Raw genomic sequence first — 22,292 nt, 5'->3', positions numbered from 1 at the left:
GCGACGGCCTAGGAGATCGTGATCGATTCGATCGCGACCGGGTCGGTGGGCCGGTCGTTGCCGTCGGTGGCGGTGGTGGAGATCGCCTCGACGACCCGCTGCGACTCCGGGTCGGTCACCTCGCCGAAGATAGTGTGCCGACGGTTCAGGTGCGGGGTGGGGCCGACCGTGATGAAGAATTGGGAGCCGTTGGTGCCGGGACCGGCATTGGCCATCGCCAACAGGTACGGCTTGTCGAACTGCAACTCGGGATGGAATTCGTCGGCGAACTTGTAGCCGGGGCCGCCGCGGCCCGTTCCGGTCGGATCGCCACCCTGGATCATGAAGCCCCGGATCACCCGGTGAAAGACCGCACCGTCATAGAACGGACCGGAAGTACCACCCGATGCGTTCTGGGTCGAGTAGTCCTTGGTGCCCTGCGCCAGGCCGACGAAGTTGGCGACCGTCTTGGGCGCGTGATTTCCGAACAGGGCGACCTTGATGTCTCCGCGGTTGGTGTGCAGCGTGGCGGTGGCAGTCTGAATTGGGCTGTTGGTCACGGGATCACAGTCTGCCATTACCCGTCGACCGGGCCGCACCCGGTGTCCACTCGACTGAACCGGTGTGGCGTCGAGACAATCGGCCCACAGTGGTCCTGATGGTGGCAATCTGTTCACGTACCCGAGTGGCCATGGACCAGCACACAGGAAGGCTGCAGATGAGCGAGAAGGTGGATACCCCGTTGACACCCCGGGAGCGGCTGGCCCGCGGCCTGACCTACTCGGCAGTGGGACCGGTGGACGTCACCCGAGGCGTTGTCGGGCTCGGGGTGAACTCTGCCCACTCGACGGCGACCGAGCTGCGTCGCCGGTACCGAACCGGCCGGCTGGCCCGGGAGATCGCCGCCGCTCAAGAAACAATCGCCCAGGAATTGGCCGCCGCCCAGGAAGTCGTGGCCAACCTGCCCCAGGTGCTTCAGGAGGCGCGCCGCAAACAACGCCGCGGCAAGCGCAAGTGGGTGATCGCGGGGGTGGCCACCGTCGTGGTCCTGGCCGGCGGGGCGGTGGCATTCAGTGTCGTGCGGCGTTCGGCTCGCCCAGAACCCTCGCCGCGCCCGCCCAGCGTTGACGTCCAGACGCGTCCCTAGGGGCGCGGCATCGAGCTTGCCGAGCGCAGCTCGCGATTCCCTCATCTAGGTGTACTTGCTCGACGCAGGCCAGCGATGGCGGTCTGGGCGGTCTCGTTGTCGTGGATCTATGGGCTCGCCGGTTCGAATATCGATGTGCGACAGCGATTCAGACGACGCCGCAACACCACCGCGTGCACCGTGGAGGTCCGACATGGACAACCGGGACGCGATCGCCACCGGGACAGCCGGCGCCGCCGCCGTAGATGCGCAATTTTGCGGACCAGTACCACCGACGTGCGAGTGGGGCTGCGGTGCGGTCGGCTGGACCCGATCGGTCATCCCTTCCGAACCCATCGCCGCATACCGCGACGCCCAGCGCTTGGCCGTTGGCCATGACACGTGGAAGTGCCCGTCGGCCCGCACGATTGGCCCGCCCTCCGCGGGCGCGGATACGACGGCAGTGCGCGGCGGCGCGCGCCTCAGCGAGGTTGGGGTCTTCGGGGTCCAACCACTCGTTGATCTCGTCGGCGGTCGGATCAGGCACGCGGAGCGAGATATCTCCGTGGAACCGGGCCGCCGGGGGATCTGCGGCTGAATCAGTACGCGTTGTCGCCGCTTTCGATAAATACCGATCCACGAGTATGCCGCTTAAAATCCTGCGGTCATGGGGCAGGATGCATTGGAGGTCGTCCCCACCGAGCTGGAAGCGACAGCCGGCCAGTGGGAAGCGCTGGCCCCCCAACTCGTGGGGGGCGCCGCCGTCTCCGGGGCAACCATTCCAGGCCACCACGGTGGCCGTGAACGCCGTCAACGCAGCGATCGGCGTTGCCGCAACATCCTTTGCCGCGCGAACGCAGGAAACGGTCCGCGGGGTGACCACGGCCGCCGGCGGTTACACCGCCCAAGAGGCCAGATCGGCGGCCGCGATGTACGACGTGACGAAGATGACGGTGGTGTAATCGCCCGTTACGCTGTCACAAATCCAGGCTTGGAGCACCGAGCACCTCCTTGACGCGGCGGGCCTATTGGACGCAAACCGCCGACCGCCGGGAAGATGCATTCTTGACGATGCGCAGCCGGGCGCAATCCATCACCTGGCACGACGCTGGCGGCGACGCGTTGCGGCAACGCACCGGGGCCGACCTCTCCGTTGTCAGCGGTAAAGCCGACCTGCTACGGCAGGCTGCCGGGATAGCGCGTAACCGCGCCAGCGACATCAGCGCGGCCCAGCGGCGTGTCCTCGACGGCGTAGAAGACGCCCAGAACGCGGGATTCGCTGTTGGAGAAGACCTATCGGTCACCGACACCCGCAGCACCAGCCCGGCCGAACGCGCTGCGCGCCAAGCTCAGGCCGAAGCGTTCGCCGCTGACCTGCGGTTGCGCGCCGAGCAACTCGGCGGGGCAGACACCAAGGTCTCAGGCCAACTCACCGCCGCAAACTCGGCCTCCAACCGTGGTGCGCAAGCTTCGACTAACAGCGGCCCCCCCCCCCCGGGGGGGCCAGAGCCCTACCTGGCCCGGCCCAAGGCCACCCCAAGGCAGCACCGAACACTTCCGCATCCGCCACGACACCGTCGACCAATTCGGCAAGCTCACCCTGCGCCACGGCAGCCGACTCCACCACCTCGGCATCGGACGAAACCGCGCCCGCACCCCCGTGCTTATCCTCGTAACCACCCAAACCATCACCGTCATCAGCAAAACCGGCCAGTACCTCATCGCCAGCCACACCATCGACCCCGACCACAACTACTGGCGCAACCAACAGAAAACCCCGGCCGACGGCCGGGGCAATCTGTAACCGATGACTCGACTCACCACAACTGTGGAGCCTAGGGGAATCGAACCCCTGACACCCGCCTTGCAAAGGCGAATCCTGCTGCAGGACAACGGGTCGAAGTCCTTCCGAAGTGCGAAAAGACACAACTGTGGTTAACAGCAGTTATCTGTAACTGTGGTCAGGTTGTGGTCAGTCCGTGGTCATCGCGCCTGTTTTGTCGCAAACTGGTTGTCGTGCGGGCAGGCGGGATCAACATCGAAGCAGGGACGTTGTTCCTGGCTGTCGTCGAACCAAGCGACACGGCGTTCGGCACACCTGTGGTTGTCTCCCAGCCGCGGTTGGCACCGCACCAGCACTTGGTCGGCGCCGAGGCCCTCCACGATTTCACTGAGCGTGTACGCCAAGAGTTGGATGCCGCCGCAGTGCGGGCTGTCGGACTGGTGGAGACGCGAGCGTTTTACAACCTCCAGTACAAACACGTGTACCCGAGGGTGACTGCGATGTGTGCTGTCATGGCTGCCTGCACAGCTCTCGGGGTGGGCTACGAGACACTCAAGACCGAAACGATCGGCGCCGCCGTGGGCTGTCCAGCAAAACAGTTGAAAACGGTTGACCTGGCAAAATTCGCCTTCGCGAGCCCGCCGACCTATTGGACTACGGGGCTAGCGGAGGCGTACGCGGCCGCCGCCACGGTCATCGTCAGGAACGGCGCATGATCGCGCAAGCCCCGGACGCCGACGAACTGAGTGTTCCTAGCCCTAACCCGGAGCGAATGCGGCTTCTGCGACTGGACTTCGAATGCCTGCGGACGCTCGCCGTTGGATCGAGTCCCGTGCGGGTCTGGTGGGACGAAAACCTCCAGTGCTACCGAGTAGGCAAGCGAGTTGAGCTTTCGAGTCTGGACGGTGTGCTCCCGGAACCGGCCACCCTGCAAAAGATCAAACACAACAACGTCGTCCCCGTAATCGCGGCCCCAGTCGTAGAGGGCTTAATTCATCCTCTTCGCGCGATCGAGATCATTACTCCTTACTACCCGCGGGGTAGCTTGACTGATGCTCTGCTAAGAGGTGAGCGTTTCACACCCACGGAAGCGGTCCGGGTGGTCCAAGCTGGACTTCGAGGCTTAGGTCATCTCCACGAAGTGCAGCGAATTCTGCACCGGGACATCAAGAGCCCGAACCTCCTTCTCGACGACGTGCACACCGCCAGAGTCGCTGATCTCGGATGTGCTGGCGCGATTCGGCCCGACGGGACAGTCGCTGCACTTGACATACCCACTCTGTACAGCCCGCCGGAGCTGGTTTCCACTGGTGTGCTGACCCGAGCAAGCGACCTGTACCCAATGGGCTTGGTGTTGTTGGAATTGCTCAGGGGCGGATTCAACTACGAGGCGTATCCCAAGGCCGTCGTAGCCGACCGACTCATGCGCGGAATGTCTCCGCTAACGATGGAGGAGCGCCGCCGTCCGATCTGGCTATCCCGATCGTTACGACGTGTCCTGACCAGAGCGCTGCAAACTCAACCCTCCCAACGCTTTCAGACCGCGAGTGCAATGGACAACGAGTTGTCTCGGGCGTGCGTGATCGACTGGAAGGAAGCAGATGACCGGCGGTGGGAGGCTCCATTTCGCCATGACCGCGGGCGCCTGATCCGGGTTGAAGCAGTTCCGCTCCCGAAGGGTGGCTTTCGCTTGTCTACTCGGGTGAACCGCGGCAATGGTTGGCGGCGCTACGGAGTCGACGATTTCGACGTTGGTGTTTTGGATTGCACGCCCGTCCGACGCTTGTTTGACCACGCCACGGACACCGCGATTACTCGTTGAGCCGCGACTTGCACAGCCCGTGCCTCATCTTGGCTCAGCGTCGACCATAATTCATCAACTTGCACCCGGCGAGATGCGTCAATCATCCATGTGGCGGTGGAACCGATGCCATCTGGAACAAGCCAGCCACCTTGAGCCAGATCCAAGAACACGTCCTCGGTGCTGGCACCCGTGACCCCGCGGCCGGCCGTAAAGAGCCGCTGCAAGGTTCGCAAGGCGTGACTACTGGGAAGGCTGCGCAGCAGCTCCTCCACCAGCATTTGTCCAATCCATGAGCTCCGACTGAGCACCGCCCCAGTCGCACGTCCGTACTCGACAGCGGCGTCTGCAGCCAACAAAACGACAGCGCTGGGTGTTAGGAGTGGCGGACGACTCATACTGCTCATCGTATGTCGTTACGCGTTTTGCGTTACGCGTTACGCGTAATATGCACGGCGTGTCGTTAGCAGATAACCCGGATGTACATGCGCTCTCGCGCGTGTTATTCGGTCAGACACACCGCCTGGCAGTAATGCTCGGGATTGCCCGAGGACCAAAGGATTTCGTTCTTTCTGAACTCGCCGAAGGACTTGGATTTCAGAACCTAAGCAGCATCCAAGACCCCATCCGCGATCTAGAGCTGTCCCAGCTAATCACCCGGTTGCCGAAGGTCGCCAACAAGGTGCGATTCCGCCGGAACACAAGCCTTGCCTGGCGATGGGCGAGAGAGCTGGGTCAATCCCTCGCCGTTTGATCTTTGAAAAGTCCGCGCCTCGTCGACCATGTGCCCCGGCCCGGCCTTCGCGCCGCGTTGTCGGTCAATGTGATCGACGTACAGGATCCGCTGATCACGTGGCGAGTCATCGGCGAAGATGAACGGTATGAAAGTGGCCACCGAGGCATTGTGGGTACCGGTTATCGACCGGTTCCGCGGTGAGCACTTCTTCCTGTCGAACCTCTATCCGGCTATCACACCGCACCGCGGCCGCGAGTTCCCAACATGCGAGCACGCCTACATGGCAGCCAAGACCGACGACGCGGATGCCGCTGCGGCCATCCTTGCCGCAGCAGATCCGTTGGAGGCTCAGCGGATTGGCCGCGCGGCGCCACTCGTCGACGGATGGGAACAGCAGCGGTATGCGGTCATGGATGAGATAGTCACCGCCAAGTTCACCCACAACCCCGACTTGGCAAAACGGCTGGCCGGAACCGCCGGCGCCCTGCTGGTGGAGGGCAACGACTGGCACGACCAAACCTGGGGTTCCTGCAGGTGCGATGAGCACCGCGAGACGCCGGGCGCCAACGCGTTGGGCGTCATCCTGATGAACGTTCGGATGCGCCTCGAGCAACGGTAGCGACTAACCGGTGCGCCGGCGTGCCTGGAAGTCAGCAATTACCTGCTCAGCTTCGGCCTGGGTGCAGGATTCATACTCGCCGCGAAGCATCATTTGTGTCGAGACCATAGGATCTTCCCGCCAGGTGTTGGTGCGGTAGTTGAACGTCTCGGCGCGAGCGTGCAGGAACGCATGACCAAACTCGTCGGCGTCAACGCGGGCGACGTCGTGGTAGTCCTTGAAGTACCGCATGGCGAGTCTCCATTCGCCGCTAAGACCTCAGTCTACGGCGGCGGGCGGCCGAAACCTGCGTCGCCAGGCGCGCGCGTTCCTCTAGTTCGGAAGATCCGCAGTAGCGCCGCCGGGCTCCGACGTCGTGCTGGTAGCGGGGAAATGGCTGGCTCACCAGACCAAGCGACTACATAGCCGGGCGGGGATAAATTGCTCGATACCTGATCTGGGACCTTGTAAGTTCAGCGTTCATGTCGCAACAAACTCCGGTTCGCAGTAGTTGGGTGCGGATGCGACTTCCTGCCCCGCTGTACGGCGGCAATCCGGAGAGTTTGCTTCAATTCCTCAGGCTCGAAGGCCGCCGCGTCAAAGACGAGCTGTGGGACGTGAGAAGCGCGTGCCACGATTGGATCAGCTGGCGCGCTATCGCAGATCAAAGCGGGCGAGCTCACCGATTTGACCTGCTAGACAAGCATGTCGAAGCCCCGGTAGCCGACTTATCCGAATTCGTCGCCCAGGCACGCAAACTGCAAAACCAATTGTGGCAGCGCGCCAAGATCCCGGACGAGACCGCAGCGATTTTTCACAGCATTCAGATTGACCTCATGCTCGGCCAACACGGCCATCTTGGCGACTTGGTCGAGTCTGCATACGAGGCGATCGGTAATAGGATGCCAATCGAAGGTACCGAGACACCAGCCTTCCCTGACCGCAGCGTCCACCTGATAACAATTTCCGACGAGCTGATACATCGAACTCGCCTCCCAGGAATCCTGTTCCGGTTCGACCAAGACCCCGATGCACTCGAGACGGTGCGGGCGATACAGCAAGCTCAAACCGATCAGCCAGAAGGCTATTTCGCGTCATCGTCTGACTGGTACCACAACCTCATTGGTGTAGCCCATTACCTTGGCCCGCTCCTGGGTTGTCTTACTCCGCGATTCTGGGGTTTCCATACGATTCGCACTCAGGCGATAGTGCTCTTCAGCCTAGGACGGGATCTGCGTGGATTCGGTAGCGCCCCAATGGAGTTGATGCAACTACTGCCTGCATCCGACATGCGGACGCGAGAATCTCCACTGACGGTCGAACTTGAACGCACATCTTGCACTGACGGAGTCGACTGGTGGGTGATGCGGCTCAACCAAATGTCCGAATACCTCTCGGATCCAACAACTTTCGCAGACGCTAACGGAATGTACTCACCGCATGAGCACCATCACTGGCTATTAACCATTGATCAAGTGTTTGGCCTGATGACATCGCTCCAGTCCGCCCACCGCGATTTCGCAGCTCAACGCGCGCTGATGAACAACTTGCTCGACATCTTTGCCGATCGCATCTTCGAACGTGACCTCGTTGACCTGTGCTCGTTGCAGTGGGCGAGAGAAAGGGCTGCCGAAGTTCGCGGGAAAATGTCGAAGGAAGTTGCTGCATTGCTGATGCCAGCGGCGGACAGGGCGGTAGACGCGCTCGAGCATGTCCAGGACGGATTCTTCATCCAACGCCAGCGCGGCGACACTGAAGTGAGATTGCGGATGCCGGACGGTAGATGGGAATCCCGGAGCCCGGCGAAGGCCGCGGCGCTGTTACTCAAGCTGTACCGCAATGCGACTCATGGATTCGGCCGGCGTAAAGGCAGAGGCGCGAAGGCGAAAACTGAGCTCGACACGAGTCTTCTGATACATCATGACGGTCAGATGCCGGCCGATATAGTTCTGCTCCCCTACCTGTATTTGCTTGACACGCTATGCAACCCGGATCGGGTGCGAAGCACCATCATGCGGAAGGTAGCGACCGGCTGAGTGCAACCCATTGATGAGCGGTCGGCGTAGCGTTAGCCACCATGACAGCCTCGACTGCCGATGCGCTTTTCGACGACTACGAGAGAACAGACGACAGTCCACCCTCCTATGCTGAAAGCACATATTCATACCTGAATCGCGCTGCAGAAGAACGGTGGTCGCGTGTCAGATCGCTGTTGAACGGCTGGTTTGCGGCCTATCCCGACGAGCATAAAGATCAGCTGCGCAAGGCTTTAACTGCCAGTGACCCAGGACAGCACCTAGGCGCGTGGTGGGAACTGTACACATTCACGCTCTACCGTCAGCTTGGATACGAGATTGAGATTCACCCAGATCTTGATGGCGTCGCAACAAGACCAGATTTCCGCGTAACTCGTGATGCGGAGTCGATGTATGTCGAATGCACTGTCGTATCAGCTGCCGACGGTCCTGTGACGCGGAATCCAGGCGTCGAGGCTGCGATTTGTGACGCAATAAATCAGGTGTCTGACGACAATTTCATGATCGGGCTCAAGTTCACGACGGAGGGTAAACAGCAGCCCCGTCGGCGGCAGATCGTCACGGCCATCGGCAACTGGCTGGGGGGGCTTGATCCTGATGACATCCTCGCGAAGATCGCAGCGGCACGCGCCGCCGGCGAACTAACCGCTCTCCCCGAGAAGTCCTTTCAATTTCATGATTGGGTCTTGAGCTGCACCGCCTACCCACTGGATCCGGGAAACCGAGGTCAAGTAAGCAGGCTACTTGGAGCCGTCTCCTCACCCGGCGTGTTCATCATCAAGAACGCAGAACACATCCGCGACGCTGTGCAAGACAAAGGAAGTCACTACGGGGCGCTGGGCACGCTCGTCAGGCCGTTGATTGTCGCCGTGCTTAGTGTCAATAATATGGCTCAAATACGTGATGCAGCAGATGCATTGTTTGGGACAACGGCGATCAGCGTCCCCCAAGACGACCCCTCTGCCGTCGAATTCTTCCGCAAGACAGACGGGTACTGGCGGGGGCCAGGTTCCGAGCGTGGTACCCGTGTGTCGGCGGTGCTATTCAGCCACGACGTCCAGCCATGGTCGGTCGCGTCACACTTGCCGGTTGCACTGATCAATCCATGGGCCGATAAGCCCATTGACGGCCATCCGCCGTTTTCGATGGTCACGATCACAGATCGCGGTGAAACCGTCGAGACACCGCCGCAGTCCACACCGCAACAGGTATTCGGCCTGTAATTACCGCGTCAACGGCTTTTCGTCACGGGAACCAGCGTGTCGTCAGCGTGCGCGATGAGCAGCACCCATTTGCCATGCTCGCCCTGCATTCCCCTGATCGTTTGTGCCAGCCCGGGAAGTGCCTCGCCCAAATCGGCAAAGCCCGGCCGCCCCAGATGATGGCACCATCCCGGTAGCTTCACCGGTTCTCCGCGCTCCAACGCCGGCAACAACTTCGAGCGCACAAGCCACTCGTCCGGACAAGGCTCGCCCCGCTGGCCAGCCGCCGTGTAGCGCCATCGTGGATCCGGATCCGGCACCCGCTCATGCTCCCGGATCCGCGCGTACAGGCCGGGAACACATACGCCAGGACCAAGGGAACCGTCCCCGCGGCCGCTGTCGTCGTCACTGAACCACGGCACTCGGGCCCTCCGGCTGTGGCGCCAGATCGATGAGTGGCGCAAGCGATTGTCTTCCATCGGCCGGAGAAACCGCGGTGAGCTAACCGACGATCAGCGGCGCGAGATTGCCTTCTACGAAGCACAGATTGATGCCCTTCGAGCCGAACTTGGACTGGCGTCCGATGGCGACGATTGAGCGATACGAAACCGCCTCCGGCGGTGCGCGCTACCGAGTGCGGTAGCGGACCCCTGACCGGCGCCAGTCCACGAAACGTGGCTTCGAGACCAAGCGCGATGCGCAGGCGTGGGCCGATCAGCTCGAAGTCGACAAGCGCCGCGGGGTGTACGTTGCGCCGGCCGCAGGCCGGATCAAGCTAGGGGAGTACGCGCAGTCGTGGCTAGATTCCAAGCACAAGCTGTCGGAATCAACCCGGGCCCGCTATCAGGGCGTGCTGGACACCGCGGTCGCGAAACACGCCGCTGTGGCGCTGGGGGATATCAGCCGGCGGTTCGTCCGCGAGTGGGTGGCGGACCTGAGTGTGGATCTGGCGCCGGCGTCGGTACACAAGACGGTCGGCGTGCTGCGTCAGGTGCTGGCAATGGCGGTCGAGGACAACCGGTTGCCGATGAACCCGGTCGACGGGGTCGAGCTGCCGTCGGTGCGGGCCGCCGAGCAACGGTTCCTGACGTTGAAACAGTTGCATGCCCTGGCCGATGGTGCTGGCGTCCGGCGGCCGCTGGTGTACGTGCTGGGGACGTGTGGGTTGCGGTTCGGTGAAGTGGCCGAGCTGCGGTGGCGAGATATCGACATCGACAAGCGGCGGGTGCGGGTCTCGCGGTCGGTGACCCTCGTCGATGGAGTGTTCGTTGTGGGCTCTCCAAAGAACGGGAAGGCGCGCATGGTGAGCGTGCCGGCGTTCGTCGCCGAGCTGCTGGTCCCCGGCGATCCGGACTCGCTGGCGTTCCCTGACTCAGCGGGCGGATACATGCGGGGGAGCAACGTGCGACGGCGGTGGTGGTCGCGGGCGGTCACAGCGGCCGAGCTGTTCCCAAGGACGGTGACGGACGCCGCCGGGAAGCCCTCGGTGGTGTACGAGTTCAAGTTGCATGAGCTGCGGCATACCGCGGCGTCGCTGGCGATCCAGGCCGGGGCGAACATCAAGGCGTTGCAGAATATGCTGGGACACGAGTCCGCGGGGCTCACGTTGGACCGCTACGGGCACCTGTACGGGTCGGATGTTGAGGCCGTCGGTGTGGCCATCAACGCCCTATTAACTCGCGATTGTGGTCAAAATGTGGTCAGCGGGTCGGATTTGCCGGCGGCCACACCGGGGTCAAACAACGTCTGACCTGCACTTTTACTTTGTGGAGCCTAGGGGAATCGAACCCCTGACACCCGCCTTGCAAAGGCGGTGCTCTACCAACTGAGCTAAGGCCCCTCTTCGTGACCAGAGGTTGGATCTGGCGCCACGTGCCAGACCTCGACGTCGCGTCGCGTCCGCACCGCTGCTACCACCGCAGCGAGCGCTGCCAGCGACAACGCGAGCTTTACGCAACGTCTTGACGGGCACATGGTCGTGGGCCTAGGAGGACTCGAACCTCCGACCTCTTCGTTATCAGCGAAGCGCTCTAACCGCCTGAGCTATAGGCCCCTACTACGCGTACGGCCGAGCGACGAGATTACCGCAATCGCCGCCCGACTCCCAAAACGCTAGTCCCGGTCGGCCAACGTCACTTCGATCCCGCCGATCAGATCCGTGGTCAGGTTGTAGATAAATGCGGCGATGGTCGACATCGCGGTCATCAAGACGATGTTGACCAAGCCGATCAAGATGGCGCCACCGAAGATTGTGCCGCTAGAGACGAGCTCGGCACTGCTGCCGCTGGTGTTGTTCAGCAGGTCACCGACGTTGCTATTGAGCTTGGCCCACACGCCCATGCCGCCGAGCACCAGGTAGATGAAGGCCACCGAGATCATCCAGATGAAGAACAGCGCCACCGATAACAGCAGCGACACCTTCAACGTGCTCCACGGATCGATCCGCCGGATCTGCATGCTGGCCCGCACCGGCCCACGCGACCGCCGGGGGGAGACCTGGACCCGTGATTCTCGGGGTTCGCTGGGCGCCGGCCGACCGGGAGTCGGCGCCGGTGCGGCGGGCGAATGCTCCAGCGGGCGGTCCGGAGCCGGCTTGCGTTGGGTGGTTCGCGGGATCGGTCCAGACAGGTCGGGCAGCTCGCTGGCATAGGCGTCGCCCGCCGGGCCGTCACCGCGACCCGCGCCCTCGGGTTCGGGCTGCGGGATCTTCGCCGGCGCCCCGGACGACGGTGCCGAGGTGCCCGATATGAAGCGGTTCAGGCGGGCGTCGGCCGCCGACGTGGCACCTTGTGGCCGTACGTCGGTGTGTGGTTCTCCCGATTGCCGTGGTCCAGGCTGCCCGGGTCGAGCCGCGCCGCGCTGCCAGGGTGGGGAGTCTGTGGGATCGGGCAAACGCCCGGGTCCGGTCGCCGATGCGGGCCCGGAGCCGGTCGTGGTTCGGTGTGCACCGCTACGGTCGACCACGGCATCCCCGTTCGGTTTGTCGCCCATTTTTGGGGGGCCCGGTTCGTTCGGTGAACTCACCCCGACTCCTAACGTATATACCCAGGCCGATGAGTCTAATTGGCCGACCCATCCGCGGGCCGTTGGGCCCGCGGCACCGGTCCTAGGCGGCGGGCCGAACTACTTGCCCGGCTCGTCGTCACCCTCGGCTTCGGCAACAGTCTCGTCGGCGTTTTCCTCGGCGTTGCGTGCGATGGCCAACAACGTGTCACCGTCACCCAAGTTCATCAGCCGAACGCCCTTGGTCTGCCGTCCTGCCTTGCGCACCTGGCGGGCCGCGGTTCGGATAACGCCGCCACCGGAGGTGATCGCGTACAGCTCGCTGTCGTCATCGACAATCAACGCCCCGACCAGCCTGCCCCGCCGGCGGTCGTACATGACGGTCAGGACGCCCTTGCCGCCGCGGCCCTGCACCGGATACTCCTCGATCGCGGTTCTTTTGGCGTAACCACCGGACGTGGCGACCAGCAGGTAGGTGCCTTCACGAACGACGTTGAGTGACAGCAACCGGTCGTCGGCGTTGAACCGCATGCCTTGCACACCGGAGGTGGCGCGGCCCATTGGCCGCAGGGCTTCATCGGTGGCCGAGAACCTGATGGACTGGCCATTGGCCGACACCAGCAGCAGGTCGTCCTCCGAGGAGCAGAGCACCGCACCGACCAGTTCGTCTTCGCCGCGCAGATTGATCGCGACGATGCCGCCGGAGCGGTTGGAATCGAAGTCGGTCAGTTTCGACTTCTTGACCAACCCGTTTTGGGTGGCCAGCACCAGGTAGGGCGCGTCCTCGTAGCTCTTGATCTGGATGACCTGGGCGATGCGCTCCTCGGGCTGGAAGGCCAACAGGTTGGCCACATGCTGGCCCCGGGCGGTGCGAGACGCCTCGGGCAGCTCGTAGGCCTTGGCCCGATACACCCGACCCTGGGTGGTGAAGAACAGGATCCAGTCGTGGGTTGAGCAGACAAAGAAGTGCCGGACTATGTCGTCTTGTTTGAGCCCGGCACCTTGCACGCCCTTGCCGCCGCGCTTCTGGCTGCGATACAGGTCGGTCTTGGTGCGCTTGGCGTAGCCGGTTTCGGTGATGGTGACGACGACGTCCTCGCGAGCGATCAGATCCTCGTCGTTGACGTCACCGTCGGCGGCGATGATCCGGGTACGACGGTCGTCACCGTGCTTCTCCACGATCTCACCGAGTTCGTCGCGCACGATGGCACGTTGCCGTTCCGGTTTAGCGAGAATGTCTTCCAGGTCCGCGATTTCGGCTTCGATCTTCGCCAGGTCATCGACGATGCGTTGGCGTTCCAGGGCTGCCAGCCGCCGCAGCTGCATGTCCAGGATGGCCTGGGCCTGGATCTCGTCGATGTCGAGGAGCTCGATCAGGCCGGCTCGTGCGATGTCGACCGTTTCCGATGCCCGGATCAGCGCTATGACTTCGTCGAGCGCATCCAGCGCTTTGACCAGACCGCGCAGAATGTGGGCCCGCTCGTTGGCTTTTCGCAACCGATAGGTGGTACGCCGGACGATCACATCGAGTTGGTGCTCGACGTAGTAGCGGATCATCTGGTCAAGACGCAGTGTCCGTGGCACGCCGTCGACGATGGACAGCATGTTGGCCCCGAAGCTGGTCTGCAGCTGGGTGTGCTTGTAGAGGTTGTTCAGCACCACCTTGGCCACTGCGTCGCGTTTGAGTTCGACAACGATACGCAGCCCGACGCGGTCACTGGACTGGTCTTCGATGTTGGAGATACCGGCCAGTTTTCCGTCGCGCACCTGCTCGGCGATCGAGGTGATGAAGTTGTCGTGGTTGACCTGGTACGGCAACTCGGTGATCACCAAAGAGGTCCGGCCGCGCGAATCTTCTTCTACCTCAACGACTCCGCGCATCCGGATGGACCCGCGTCCGGTCTTGTAGGCATCGGCGATGCCCTGTGATCCGACAATCAGCCCGGAGGTGGGGAAGTCGGGGCCTTTGACCCGCTCGGTAACCGCGGCCAACGTCGCCTCTTCGTCGGCGTCGTGATTGTCCAGGCACCAGAACACGGCGTCGGCCAGTTCGCGCAGGTTGTGCGGCGGGATGTTGGTTGCCATCCCGACCGCGATGCCCCCCGACCCATTGGCCAACAGATTCGGGAACCGGCTCGGCAGCACGGTCGGTTCCTGTACCCGGCCGTCATAGTTCGGGATGAAATCGACGGTCTCCTCGTCGATTTCACGCAGCATCTCCATGGCTAGGGGAGTCAACCGTGCTTCGGTGTACCGCATGGCGGCTGGCGGATCGTTGCCCGGCGAACCGAAGTTGCCCTGGCCGTCTACTAGTGGATAACGCAGCGACCACGGCTGCGCCATACGCACCAGGGTGTCGTAGATCGACGCGTCGCCGTGTGGGTGGTAGTTGCCCATGGTCTCGGCGACCGATCGCGCCGACTTCGCGTGACTGCGGTCCGGCCGAAATCCCGAGTCGTACATCGCGTAGAGCACCCTGCGGTGTACCGGTTTGAGCCCATCCCGGACTTCCGGCAGGGCGCGGCCAACGATGACGCTCATCGCGTAGTCGATGTAGCTGCGCTGCATCTCTTGCTGAATGTCGACCGGTTCTATCCGGTCACTGGCTTCACCACCAGGCGGCAGCGTCGTGTCTGTCATGTATTCCTCGTTTGCTCAGTCAAAACGCGGAGTGGGGTTAAACGTCCAAGAACCGAACATCTTTGGCATTACGAGTGATAAAGCTGCGCCGCGCATCGACGTCTTCGCCCATCAGGATGGAGAACAGTTCGTCGGCCGCGGCGGCATCGTCGAGGGTGACTTGGCGCAACACTCGCACGGTTGGATCCATGGTCGTCTCCCACAACTCTTTGGCGTCCATTTCACCCAGACCTTTGTACCGCTGGATGCCATCCTCTTTGTTGATCTTCTTGCCGGCCTTCAGCCCGGCCTCCAGCAATCCGTCGCGCTCCCGATCGGAGTAAGCGAATTCGGGATCGCTGCGCTGCCACTTCAACTTGTACAGCGGCGGCTGGGCCAAGAACACGTGTCCGTTCTCGATGAGCGGACGCATGAACCGGAACAGCAATGTCAGTAGCAGCGTGGAGATGTGCTGGCCGTCCACGTCCGCATCGGCCATCAGCACGATCTTGTGGTAGCGAAGCTTGGAAATATCGAACTCGTCGTGGATCCCGGTACCCAGCGCCGTGATGATTGCCTGGACTTCGGTGTTTTTCAGCACCCGGTCGATCCGTGCTTTTTCGACGTTGATGATCTTGCCGCGTAGCGGAAGAATCGCCTGAAACATTGAATCGCGGCCACTCTTTGCCGAACCGCCAGCCGAATCGCCCTCTACGACATACAGTTCGGACTTACGCGGATCGGTCGACCGACAGTCGGCCAACTTGCCCGGCAACCCGCCGAGGTCCGTTGCGCTCTTACGGCGCACCAACTCTCGTGCTTTGCGCGCCGCAATCCGTGCTTGTGCTGACGACACCGCTTTGTTCACAACCGTTTTCGCATCAGCTGGGTTGGCTTCAAACCAGTGCGTGAGCTGTTCGTTGCACACCTTCTGCACAAACGACTTGACTTCGGTATTACCGAGCTTGGTCTTGGTCTGACCTTCGAATTGCGGTTCGCTGACCTTGACAGAGATCACCGCGGCCAGGCCTTCGCGGATATCGTCGCCAGTGAGGTTGGGATCTTTGTCCTTCAACAGCTTGCGGTCTTTGGCGTACTTATTCACCACCGACGTCAGCGCGCTACGGAATCCCTCTTCGTGGGTTCCGCCCTCGTGAGTGTTGATGGTGTTGGCAAACGTGTGCACGGACTCCGAGTAACCCGCGTTCCACTGCATGGCGATTTCGACCTCGTGGCCGGTTCCTTTGCCGGAGAAATCGACGATGCTGCTGTGGATCGCGTTCTTGGTGCGGTTGATGTGTTTGACGTAGTCGACCAGTCCGCCCGGGTAGTGGAAGGTGCGGCTTTTGACCTTGTGTGGACCACTCGATTCGGCCGCCTTCTGCCGCGCCGATTTGGGTGCTTCGGCGACGTCGCTGACAACCTCGTCAACCACTTCGTCCTGGCTTACCCGCTGGTCGGTCAAGTTGATGGTCAGCCCCTTGTTGAGGAAGGCCATCTCCTGTAGCCGCCGCGCGACGGTTTCGAAGTCATACTCGGTGGTTTCGAAGACGCTCGGATCGGCCCAGAAGCGCACCGTCGATCCGGTTTTTTTGGTTGGATCGCCCTGCTTGAGGCCCAGTGGCTCGGACTTCTCGTACGTCTGCGACCACTCGTGGCCATCACGTTTGATCTCTACCTCGAGTCGGGTGGACAAAGCATTGACCACCGAGACGCCCACCCCATGCAGACCCCCGGATATTGCGTAGGCGTCCGAATCGAATTTCCCACCGGCATGCAGCTGGGTCATGACGACGTCCACGGTGGGAACGCCGGACGCGTGCATCCCGACCGGGATACCTCGGCCGTCGTCGGTGACCTCGACACCGCCGTCCTCAAGCAAGACTACGTTGACTGTGGTCGCGTAACCGGCCATCGCCTCGTCCACGGCGTTGTCCACCACTTCCCAGATGAGATGGTGCAAACCACGCTCACCGGTGGAGCCGATGTACATGCCAGGGCGTTTGCGGACGGCCTCTAGACCTTCGAGAATTGTGATGGATGAAGCGCCATATTCTTCTTGGGCCTTCTTCTTCTGGGCAGCCACGGTCCGAATGCTCTCCTCGGGGTTGCATGCGAGCGGTCCAGTCACCGCAGCGGGTCGCAGTCCCACTCTACCGTGATCGGTTGTCCGCACCGGTTCTCTGGGCGCGTTTCTACCTATCTAACCGCGCCGTGCGCTCGATATCTTCGTTCCGGGCGCGTCCCGACCTTCGCGATACGGCTCAGCTCGGTCCTGGTGGATCTGAGAGGTCGGTGCGCCGCGGCCACCCGTTGCCGGTCAGTTGCCCTACCCGTAGGTGTCTCTCGGACCTCTGCCGGCGATATGTCGGGGTCCCTTCCGCCACGACGGGGTCACCGGACCGGTGATTTTCAGTGATGTCACCACGCCGTTGCCCACGGCGGCGGCAATCTTGGCCAACAGCTGGGACTGCACAATACGCAACTGCGTGGCCCACGCCGTCGATTCCGCGGTAATGCTCAACACCCCATCATTGAGTGCGGTCGGACTTGCATGGTCGGCAATCTGCTGCCCCACCACGGAGGTCCACTGACCCAACACTGTGCCTTCCGCCACGTGTGTCGACCAACCACGCTTTTTCGCCAACTCACGAGCCACCCGCCCCAGGGGTTGCGGATCACGCTTGTCCGGCCCCGGACCCGACCAGCTTCGTCGCTGCCCGGCGACGCGGCGCGGGACGGGCGGCGTCGAACGACCACGGCCAGGATCCTGCCCCCGAGCCCGGGCCGCAGCGCGGGCTTCTTCCAAAGTCCGTCGGACCAGATCAATCCCGCTCGCTTCGCTGGGTGCAAAGCCACGATCCCGGTCGGGTTGTTCATCGGAACGTGTCACGCGCACACCTCCGATACCCGTCCGCTGTCGCCTTCACAAAGATCGATGTGCACATGCCTAGCGTCCCACCCCGCAGGAATGTCCTCCAGCACCGCCGCGGTTACCAGTACCTGTTCGGCCGCCTCCGCGACTGCGGCCAAGGCAAGCCGGCGCCGGGTGTCCAGCTCGGCGAACACATCGTCGAGTAACAGCACCGGCTCAGACCCGTCGGCACGCAACAGTTCGTATGCCGCCAACCTCAAGGCCACTGCCATCGACCACGACTCCCCGTGGCTGGCAAAGCCTTTGGTGGGTTGGTCACCCAACCGCAGTTCCAGATCGTCTCGGTGCGGGCCCACCAAACACACTCCACGTTCGAGCTCGGCGTCTCGACGCGCGGCCAGTGCGGCCAGCAGCCCGACTTCCAGGGCGTGCCGATCGGTGGGCCGCTCGGCCACCGGGACTATGGTCTGCATGCTGGCTCGATAACCGATCGACGCCGCTCGTGATTCCGGCGCCAACAACTGATATGCCTTTTCCACCTCGGGCGCCAACTGGTCCACCAGTTCGATACGGGCTGCCATCAATTCCGCACCGTGTTCGGCCAACCGGCTGTCCCACACATCCAACGTGTCCAAGGCCCCGCGGTCGCCGCGATATCGCGTACCCGATACGGACTTCAACAGCGCCGTGCGCTGCCGAAGCACCTTGTCATAATCGGTGCGCACAGCAGCGATTGCCGGCCGACGAACGGTCGCCAAATCGTCGAGGTAGCGACGACGATCGCTGGGATCCCCCCGAACCAGAGCCAAATCTTCGGGCGCGAACAGTACCGCCCGCAATACCCCGACCACCTCGCGCGTACTACGCACCGGTGAACGATTCAACCGTGCCTTGTTAGCACGCCCAGCGGCGATTTCCAGATCAACCGCGCATTCTCTACCGTCGTTCACCACAATCGTCGAGACCACCGCCCGGTCGGCACCGGCACGAATCAACGGCATGTCCGTACCGACCCGGTGCGAACTCAACGTAGTCGAATACCACAGTGCCTCAATGAGATTCGTCTTACCATAGCCATTGGGTCCGACGAACACCGTGCGACCAGGATGTAGCTCAAGATCTGCGTGCGCCCACGATCGGAAATCACGCAATCCCAATTGCCGGACAAACACCTACTTCGGCACCACGACGACTAGCCCGGCAGTCGTACCGGCATTAAAAGGTACACGTAGTCGGTGGGCACCGCCGAGAACGGACCCCCGCCGGTCGGTACGGCATCCTCGGCAGAGGCGGGCCGCAGCAACGCCGGCTTGCCGGGCGTGGTGAAACCAAACGACACCCGTTCGGAACGCAGCGACCCCAGCCCGTCGGTCAGATAGGTGGGATTGAACGCGATCGTCAGCGGCTCACCGGCGAAATCAACAGCCAGGTCCTCTTCAGCTCGACCGACGTCATCGGCCCCTGCCGAAAGCCGCAACATCCCATCGGCAAATTCCATGCGTACCTGTGCCCCACGGTCGGCGACCAACGCGACCAGCTTGATTGCTTCGGTCAATTCGGCCACATTCGCGGTGGCCACCGCAGTGTGTTCGGCAGGTAGCAATTGCCGAAACTTTGGAAACTCGGCGTCTAGCAGCCGCGTCGTACTGCACTTACCGTCGCCGCTTATACCCAGCAACCCGTCGCGCCCGACTCCCGTCCCGGCACCCAATGACAGCCGAATCTCCGAACCGTCGGTACTGGCCTTTCCAGCTTCGGCCAACGTCTTGGCCGGCACCAGAACCGACGCCTCGATATCCGGAGAGAGCGCGGTCCACGTCAGCTCACGAACCGCCAGGCGGAACCTGTCGGTTGCAGCCAAAACCACCTTGTCACCGGAGATCTCGACGCGGATACCGGTCAGCATAGGCAATGTGTCATCACGACCGGCCGCGATGGCCACCTGACTGATCGCCTCGGCAAACAACTCCGAGGGCAACGTTCCGGTGTCTTCGGGCAGCACCGGTAGTGTCGGATAATCCTCGACCGCCATCGTCGGCAATGAGAATCTGGCATTTCCGCAGGTCAACGCGACCCGGTTGCCGTCGACGTAGAAGTCGACCGGCTTGTTGGGCAGTGCGCGTGTAATGTCGGATAACAACCTTCCGGATACCAAAACGCTTCCCGGAGAGGCTATTTCGGCTGCGACCTGTACTTCGGCGGAAACCTCGTAGTCGAATCCGGAAATCTTCAGTCCGTCGTCCGAGCCGGTTAGCAGCACTCCGGAAAGTACCGGCACCGCCGGTCTGGTGGGCAGATTCTTCGCCACCCACGACACCGCGTCAGCGAAGGACTCTCGCATCAAACGAAACTTCAAGTCGGTGAGACTTGCTCGTGTTGTAGCCGCGTCCATTGCGTCCCTTCACCTAACAGTGAGTTCGAATCCCTCAAAATCTATGAGCCAGCCCCACCGGCCAGCATGGTAACTACCCCGAACGAACGCCGATGGCGTGGTGGCCATGGCGACCGCAACGGCAGTCGAACAACAACCGTAGAGCTTCTGGCCGCAAGTTGAAAGCTAATCGTCAACGGTTGTGTGCCGCGCTGAGGTGCCCGGTCGTGACGCGGTGACGAGGGCCGAGTGCGGGTGTCCCCAAAGCTGTTCTTCAAAGAAGAAACAGCGAAGATATTTCAATAGCAGTAATAAGGCATGTGAGTCTTGGGGATGACGCGGTCTTGGCGCTGCTAGGCGACGGGTGGGCTTGTGGATGACGATGGTGAACGCTGTGTGGCCAGTGTGGGCGCGCTGGGGATGAATCACCAGTCTGCACGGTCGGGACGAATTTTGCACTCCAGCGTGACTGGCTTGTGCACAGACCTACACACAACCGTATTGCTGTGGCCGATGTGACTGGAGTGAGAAAAGTTTTTTGCAGGAAAATGCCGAAATTTGGCGGCGAACTCAGCGCTTGGAGCGCTGACGGATCCGGGTTGTGAGTTCCTTGACGTGATCGAAGACCTCTCGGCGCTCGGCCATCTCCGACAAGATCTTGCGCTGGGCGTACATCACCGTGGTGTGGTCGCGGCCGAACGCCTGGCCGATCTTGGGCAGTGAAAGGTCGGTGAGCTCGCGACACAAGTACATCGCGATCTGGCGAGATTGGGCCAACGCTCGGGTTTTGCCGGGGCCGCGCAGTTCTTCAACGGTGGTGTCGAAGTACTCCGCCGTGGCCGCCATGATGGTGGCCGCGCTGATCTGCATGGTGCTGGCGTCTGCAATCAGGTCGCGCAGCACAATCTCGGCCAATGCTTTGTCGATTGGGGTCTTGTTTAGCGAGGCAAAGGCGGTGACCCGGATCAGTGCGCCCTCGAGTTCGCGAATGTTGCGTTCGATGCTGCTGGCGATCAGCTCGAGCACGTCATCGGGTACCGCAAGCCGTTCCATCTGCGCTTTCTTGCGAAGGATCGCGATGCGCGTCTCCAGCTCTGGCGGCTGAACATCGGTAATGAGGCCCCACTCGAAGCGGGTTCTGAGCCGGTCTTCGAGGGTGGCGAGTTGTTTGGGCGGGCGATCGGAGGAGATGACGATTTGCTTGTTGGCGTTGTGCAACGTGTTGAAGGTGTGGAAGAACTCTTCCTGGATGCCTTCCTTACCTTCAATGAATTGAATGTCGTCGACCAGTAACACGTCGACATCGCGATAGCTGCGCTTGAAGGCGACCTTGCGGTCATCGCGAAGTGAGTTGATGAAGTCGTTGGTGAATTCTTCGGTGGATACGTATTTGACCCGCATGCCGGGAAACAGTCGCTGCGCGTAGTTACCGGCGGCGTGCAAAAGATGCGTCTTGCCCAGGCCGGACTCGCCCCAGATAAACAATGGGTTGTAGGCGCGAGCGGGTGCTTCGGCGATGGCCAGTGTGGCTGCATGCGCGAACCGATTGGAGGCGCCGATGACGAAAGTGTCGAACGTGTAGCGCCGGTTGAGGCTGGTACCGCCGGCGGCAGCGACGGTATCGGTGTCGTGCGAGCGCTTGGTGAAGTAGGTTGGCCAGTTCTGTTGGGCGCTTTCTGCGTTTTCGTCGAAGGTGTCGATATCCCTTAGGACTTCTGCTGACGTTTCTCGTGACGTTTCTGGGCGTAGGTCTAGCGGCGCTTCCGAGGACTGTTCGAAGTCCGCATCGTCGGTTGCGGAGATTGGGCCGTCGTCGGCGACGTCAGTGGAAGGCGGCGCTATCCGGACGCCGAGTTGTATCTGTTGTCCGAGCCGTCGGCTCAAAGCATCGGTGATCGGAGTACGCAGGTGACGTTCGATTTCGTTTTGGACGAAGCTGCTTGGTACCGACAGCAAGGCGAATCCCTCGACAATGGTGAGGGGTTGGACGAGTTTCAACCACGCGCGCTGTTGCGGGGTGAGGGGATTGACGAGGGTGGTGCCATTACCGGGAGTGCCGTCAGCGTTGGATTCCCCGTTGAGTTCGGCGAGGACCGCATTCCACACTGTGGCGAAACCGGAACCTGGATCATCGGTCAACGACGCATCTCCCTGGTCCGACAT

At 62.0% G+C, this 22,292-nt stretch carries 18 protein-coding genes, 3 tRNA genes and 3 pseudogenes; 11 read left to right on the top strand and 13 right to left on the bottom strand.

Going from position 1 to position 22,292, the window contains the following annotated elements; translation table 11 throughout:
- Window positions 1–8 precede the first annotated feature (8 nt).
- The gene (locus MB901379_RS00120; RefSeq protein ID WP_158014756.1) at window positions 9–557 is read right to left on the bottom strand and encodes a peptidylprolyl isomerase; all 549 of its coding nucleotides are present in this window, start codon (window positions 555–557) and stop codon (window positions 9–11) included.
- 140 nt (window positions 558–697) lie between these two features.
- Between MB901379_RS00120 and cwsA the strand changes: the two genes are divergently transcribed.
- The 4 genes and pseudogenes from cwsA (at window position 698) to MB901379_RS00100 (ending at window position 2,909) form a co-directional block, all read left to right on the top strand.
- Window positions 698–1,126, top strand: a complete 429-nt coding sequence (gene cwsA / locus MB901379_RS00115; protein ID WP_158014755.1) for a cell wall synthesis protein CwsA — start codon at window positions 698–700, stop codon at window positions 1,124–1,126.
- Between the two features lie 646 nt (window positions 1,127–1,772).
- Window positions 1,773–2,067 (top strand): annotated as a pseudogene (locus tag MB901379_RS00110) (hypothetical protein).
- Window positions 2,068–2,079: 12 nt separating this feature from the next.
- Window positions 2,080–2,542: pseudogene (locus tag MB901379_RS24295) on the top strand (hypothetical protein); the annotation flags it as partial.
- A gap of 22 nt (window positions 2,543–2,564) precedes the next feature.
- Entirely contained in the window at window positions 2,565–2,909 is a 345-nt protein-coding gene (locus MB901379_RS00100; protein WP_232021952.1) for a hypothetical protein, read from the top strand.
- A gap of 25 nt (window positions 2,910–2,934) precedes the next feature.
- On the opposite strand, the gene MB901379_RS00095 is transcribed toward MB901379_RS00100, so the two are convergent.
- Window positions 2,935–2,997: transfer RNA gene (locus MB901379_RS00095), tRNA-Ala, on the bottom strand.
- Window positions 2,998–3,121: 124 nt separating this feature from the next.
- Here MB901379_RS00095 and MB901379_RS00090 point away from each other — a divergent pair.
- The 3 genes from MB901379_RS00090 to MB901379_RS00080 all read left to right on the top strand — a co-directional run bounded on the left by MB901379_RS00090 (window position 3,122) and on the right by MB901379_RS00080 (window position 6,044).
- Complete coding sequence (locus tag MB901379_RS00090) at window positions 3,122–3,604, top strand: hypothetical protein (protein WP_232021951.1); 483 nt, start codon at window positions 3,122–3,124, stop codon at window positions 3,602–3,604.
- The gene (locus MB901379_RS00085) at window positions 3,601–4,710 is read left to right on the top strand and encodes a protein kinase domain-containing protein (RefSeq protein ID WP_158014754.1); all 1,110 of its coding nucleotides are present in this window, start codon (window positions 3,601–3,603) and stop codon (window positions 4,708–4,710) included. Before MB901379_RS00090 ends, MB901379_RS00085 begins: the two co-directional genes overlap by 4 nt.
- Window positions 4,711–5,570: 860 nt before the next feature.
- On the top strand, window positions 5,571–6,044 hold the full coding sequence (locus MB901379_RS00080; protein ID WP_158014753.1) for an NADAR family protein: 474 nt from the start codon (window positions 5,571–5,573) through the stop codon (window positions 6,042–6,044).
- 3 nt (window positions 6,045–6,047) lie between these two features.
- Here the strand turns inward: MB901379_RS00080 and MB901379_RS00075 are convergent, their stop codons facing one another.
- The gene (locus tag MB901379_RS00075) at window positions 6,048–6,275 is read right to left on the bottom strand and encodes a hypothetical protein (RefSeq protein ID WP_158014752.1); all 228 of its coding nucleotides are present in this window, start codon (window positions 6,273–6,275) and stop codon (window positions 6,048–6,050) included.
- A 230-nt stretch (window positions 6,276–6,505) separates the two neighbouring features.
- Between MB901379_RS00075 and MB901379_RS00070 the strand changes: the two genes are divergently transcribed.
- Both MB901379_RS00070 and MB901379_RS00065 read left to right on the top strand, forming a co-directional pair.
- Entirely contained in the window at window positions 6,506–8,059 is a 1,554-nt protein-coding gene (locus MB901379_RS00070) for a hypothetical protein (RefSeq protein ID WP_158014751.1), read from the top strand.
- A 41-nt stretch (window positions 8,060–8,100) separates the two neighbouring features.
- Window positions 8,101–9,282, top strand: a complete 1,182-nt coding sequence (locus MB901379_RS00065; protein ID WP_158014750.1) for a hypothetical protein — start codon at window positions 8,101–8,103, stop codon at window positions 9,280–9,282.
- 8 nt (window positions 9,283–9,290) lie between these two features.
- Here MB901379_RS00065 and MB901379_RS00060 read toward each other — a convergent pair whose 3' ends face one another.
- On the bottom strand, window positions 9,291–9,683 hold the full coding sequence (locus MB901379_RS00060) for a hypothetical protein (protein ID WP_158014749.1): 393 nt from the start codon (window positions 9,681–9,683) through the stop codon (window positions 9,291–9,293).
- 242 nt (window positions 9,684–9,925) lie between these two features.
- Here MB901379_RS00060 and MB901379_RS25220 point away from each other — a divergent pair.
- Together MB901379_RS25220 and MB901379_RS00050 are read left to right on the top strand one after the other, a co-directional pair.
- Window positions 9,926–9,979: pseudogene (locus MB901379_RS25220) on the top strand (Arm DNA-binding domain-containing protein); the annotation flags it as partial.
- Window positions 9,980–10,003: 24 nt separating this feature from the next.
- A complete protein-coding gene (locus MB901379_RS00050) occupies window positions 10,004–11,011 on the top strand; it encodes a tyrosine-type recombinase/integrase (protein ID WP_158014748.1) in 1,008 nt (335 codons plus the stop codon).
- Window positions 11,012–11,028: 17 nt separating this feature from the next.
- Here the strand turns inward: MB901379_RS00050 and MB901379_RS00045 are convergent.
- The 9 genes from MB901379_RS00045 to dnaA form a co-directional block, all read right to left on the bottom strand.
- Window positions 11,029–11,101 (bottom strand) — tRNA-Ala (locus MB901379_RS00045).
- Window positions 11,102–11,240: 139 nt separating this feature from the next.
- A tRNA-Ile gene (locus MB901379_RS00040) sits at window positions 11,241–11,314 on the bottom strand.
- Between the two features lie 59 nt (window positions 11,315–11,373).
- The gene (locus MB901379_RS00035; RefSeq protein WP_158014747.1) at window positions 11,374–12,285 is read right to left on the bottom strand and encodes a DUF3566 domain-containing protein; all 912 of its coding nucleotides are present in this window, start codon (window positions 12,283–12,285) and stop codon (window positions 11,374–11,376) included.
- A 99-nt stretch (window positions 12,286–12,384) separates the two neighbouring features.
- Window positions 12,385–14,904: a DNA gyrase subunit A gene (gene gyrA, locus MB901379_RS00030; protein ID WP_158014746.1), complete on the bottom strand. Its 2,520-nt coding sequence runs from the start codon at window positions 14,902–14,904 to the stop codon at window positions 12,385–12,387.
- A 37-nt stretch (window positions 14,905–14,941) separates the two neighbouring features.
- Window positions 14,942–16,969 (bottom strand): DNA topoisomerase (ATP-hydrolyzing) subunit B, encoded by a 2,028-nt coding sequence (gyrB, locus tag MB901379_RS00025; RefSeq protein ID WP_158014745.1) that lies wholly within the window; start codon window positions 16,967–16,969, stop codon window positions 14,942–14,944.
- Window positions 16,970–17,212: 243 nt separating this feature from the next.
- The gene (locus tag MB901379_RS00020) at window positions 17,213–17,776 is read right to left on the bottom strand and encodes a DUF721 family protein (protein ID WP_158014744.1); all 564 of its coding nucleotides are present in this window, start codon (window positions 17,774–17,776) and stop codon (window positions 17,213–17,215) included.
- Window positions 17,773–18,930, bottom strand: a complete 1,158-nt coding sequence (gene recF, locus MB901379_RS00015) for a DNA replication/repair protein RecF (RefSeq protein WP_158014743.1) — start codon at window positions 18,928–18,930, stop codon at window positions 17,773–17,775. Before recF ends, MB901379_RS00020 begins: the two co-directional genes overlap by 4 nt.
- A 20-nt stretch (window positions 18,931–18,950) precedes the next feature.
- On the bottom strand, window positions 18,951–20,150 hold the full coding sequence (gene dnaN / locus MB901379_RS00010) for a DNA polymerase III subunit beta (RefSeq protein ID WP_158014742.1): 1,200 nt from the start codon (window positions 20,148–20,150) through the stop codon (window positions 18,951–18,953).
- Window positions 20,151–20,699: 549 nt separating this feature from the next.
- On the bottom strand, window positions 20,700–22,268 hold the full coding sequence (dnaA, locus tag MB901379_RS00005) for a chromosomal replication initiator protein DnaA (protein ID WP_158014741.1): 1,569 nt from the start codon (window positions 22,266–22,268) through the stop codon (window positions 20,700–20,702).
- Window positions 22,269–22,292: the final 24 nt, after the last annotated feature.

Origin of the sequence: Mycobacterium basiliense (assembly GCF_900292015.1) — a bacterium.
Classification (GTDB): domain Bacteria; phylum Actinomycetota; class Actinomycetes; order Mycobacteriales; family Mycobacteriaceae; genus Mycobacterium; species Mycobacterium basiliense.
The sequence above is the reverse complement of the archived record's forward strand: the minus strand, read 5'-3'. Positions and strand labels throughout refer to the sequence as shown.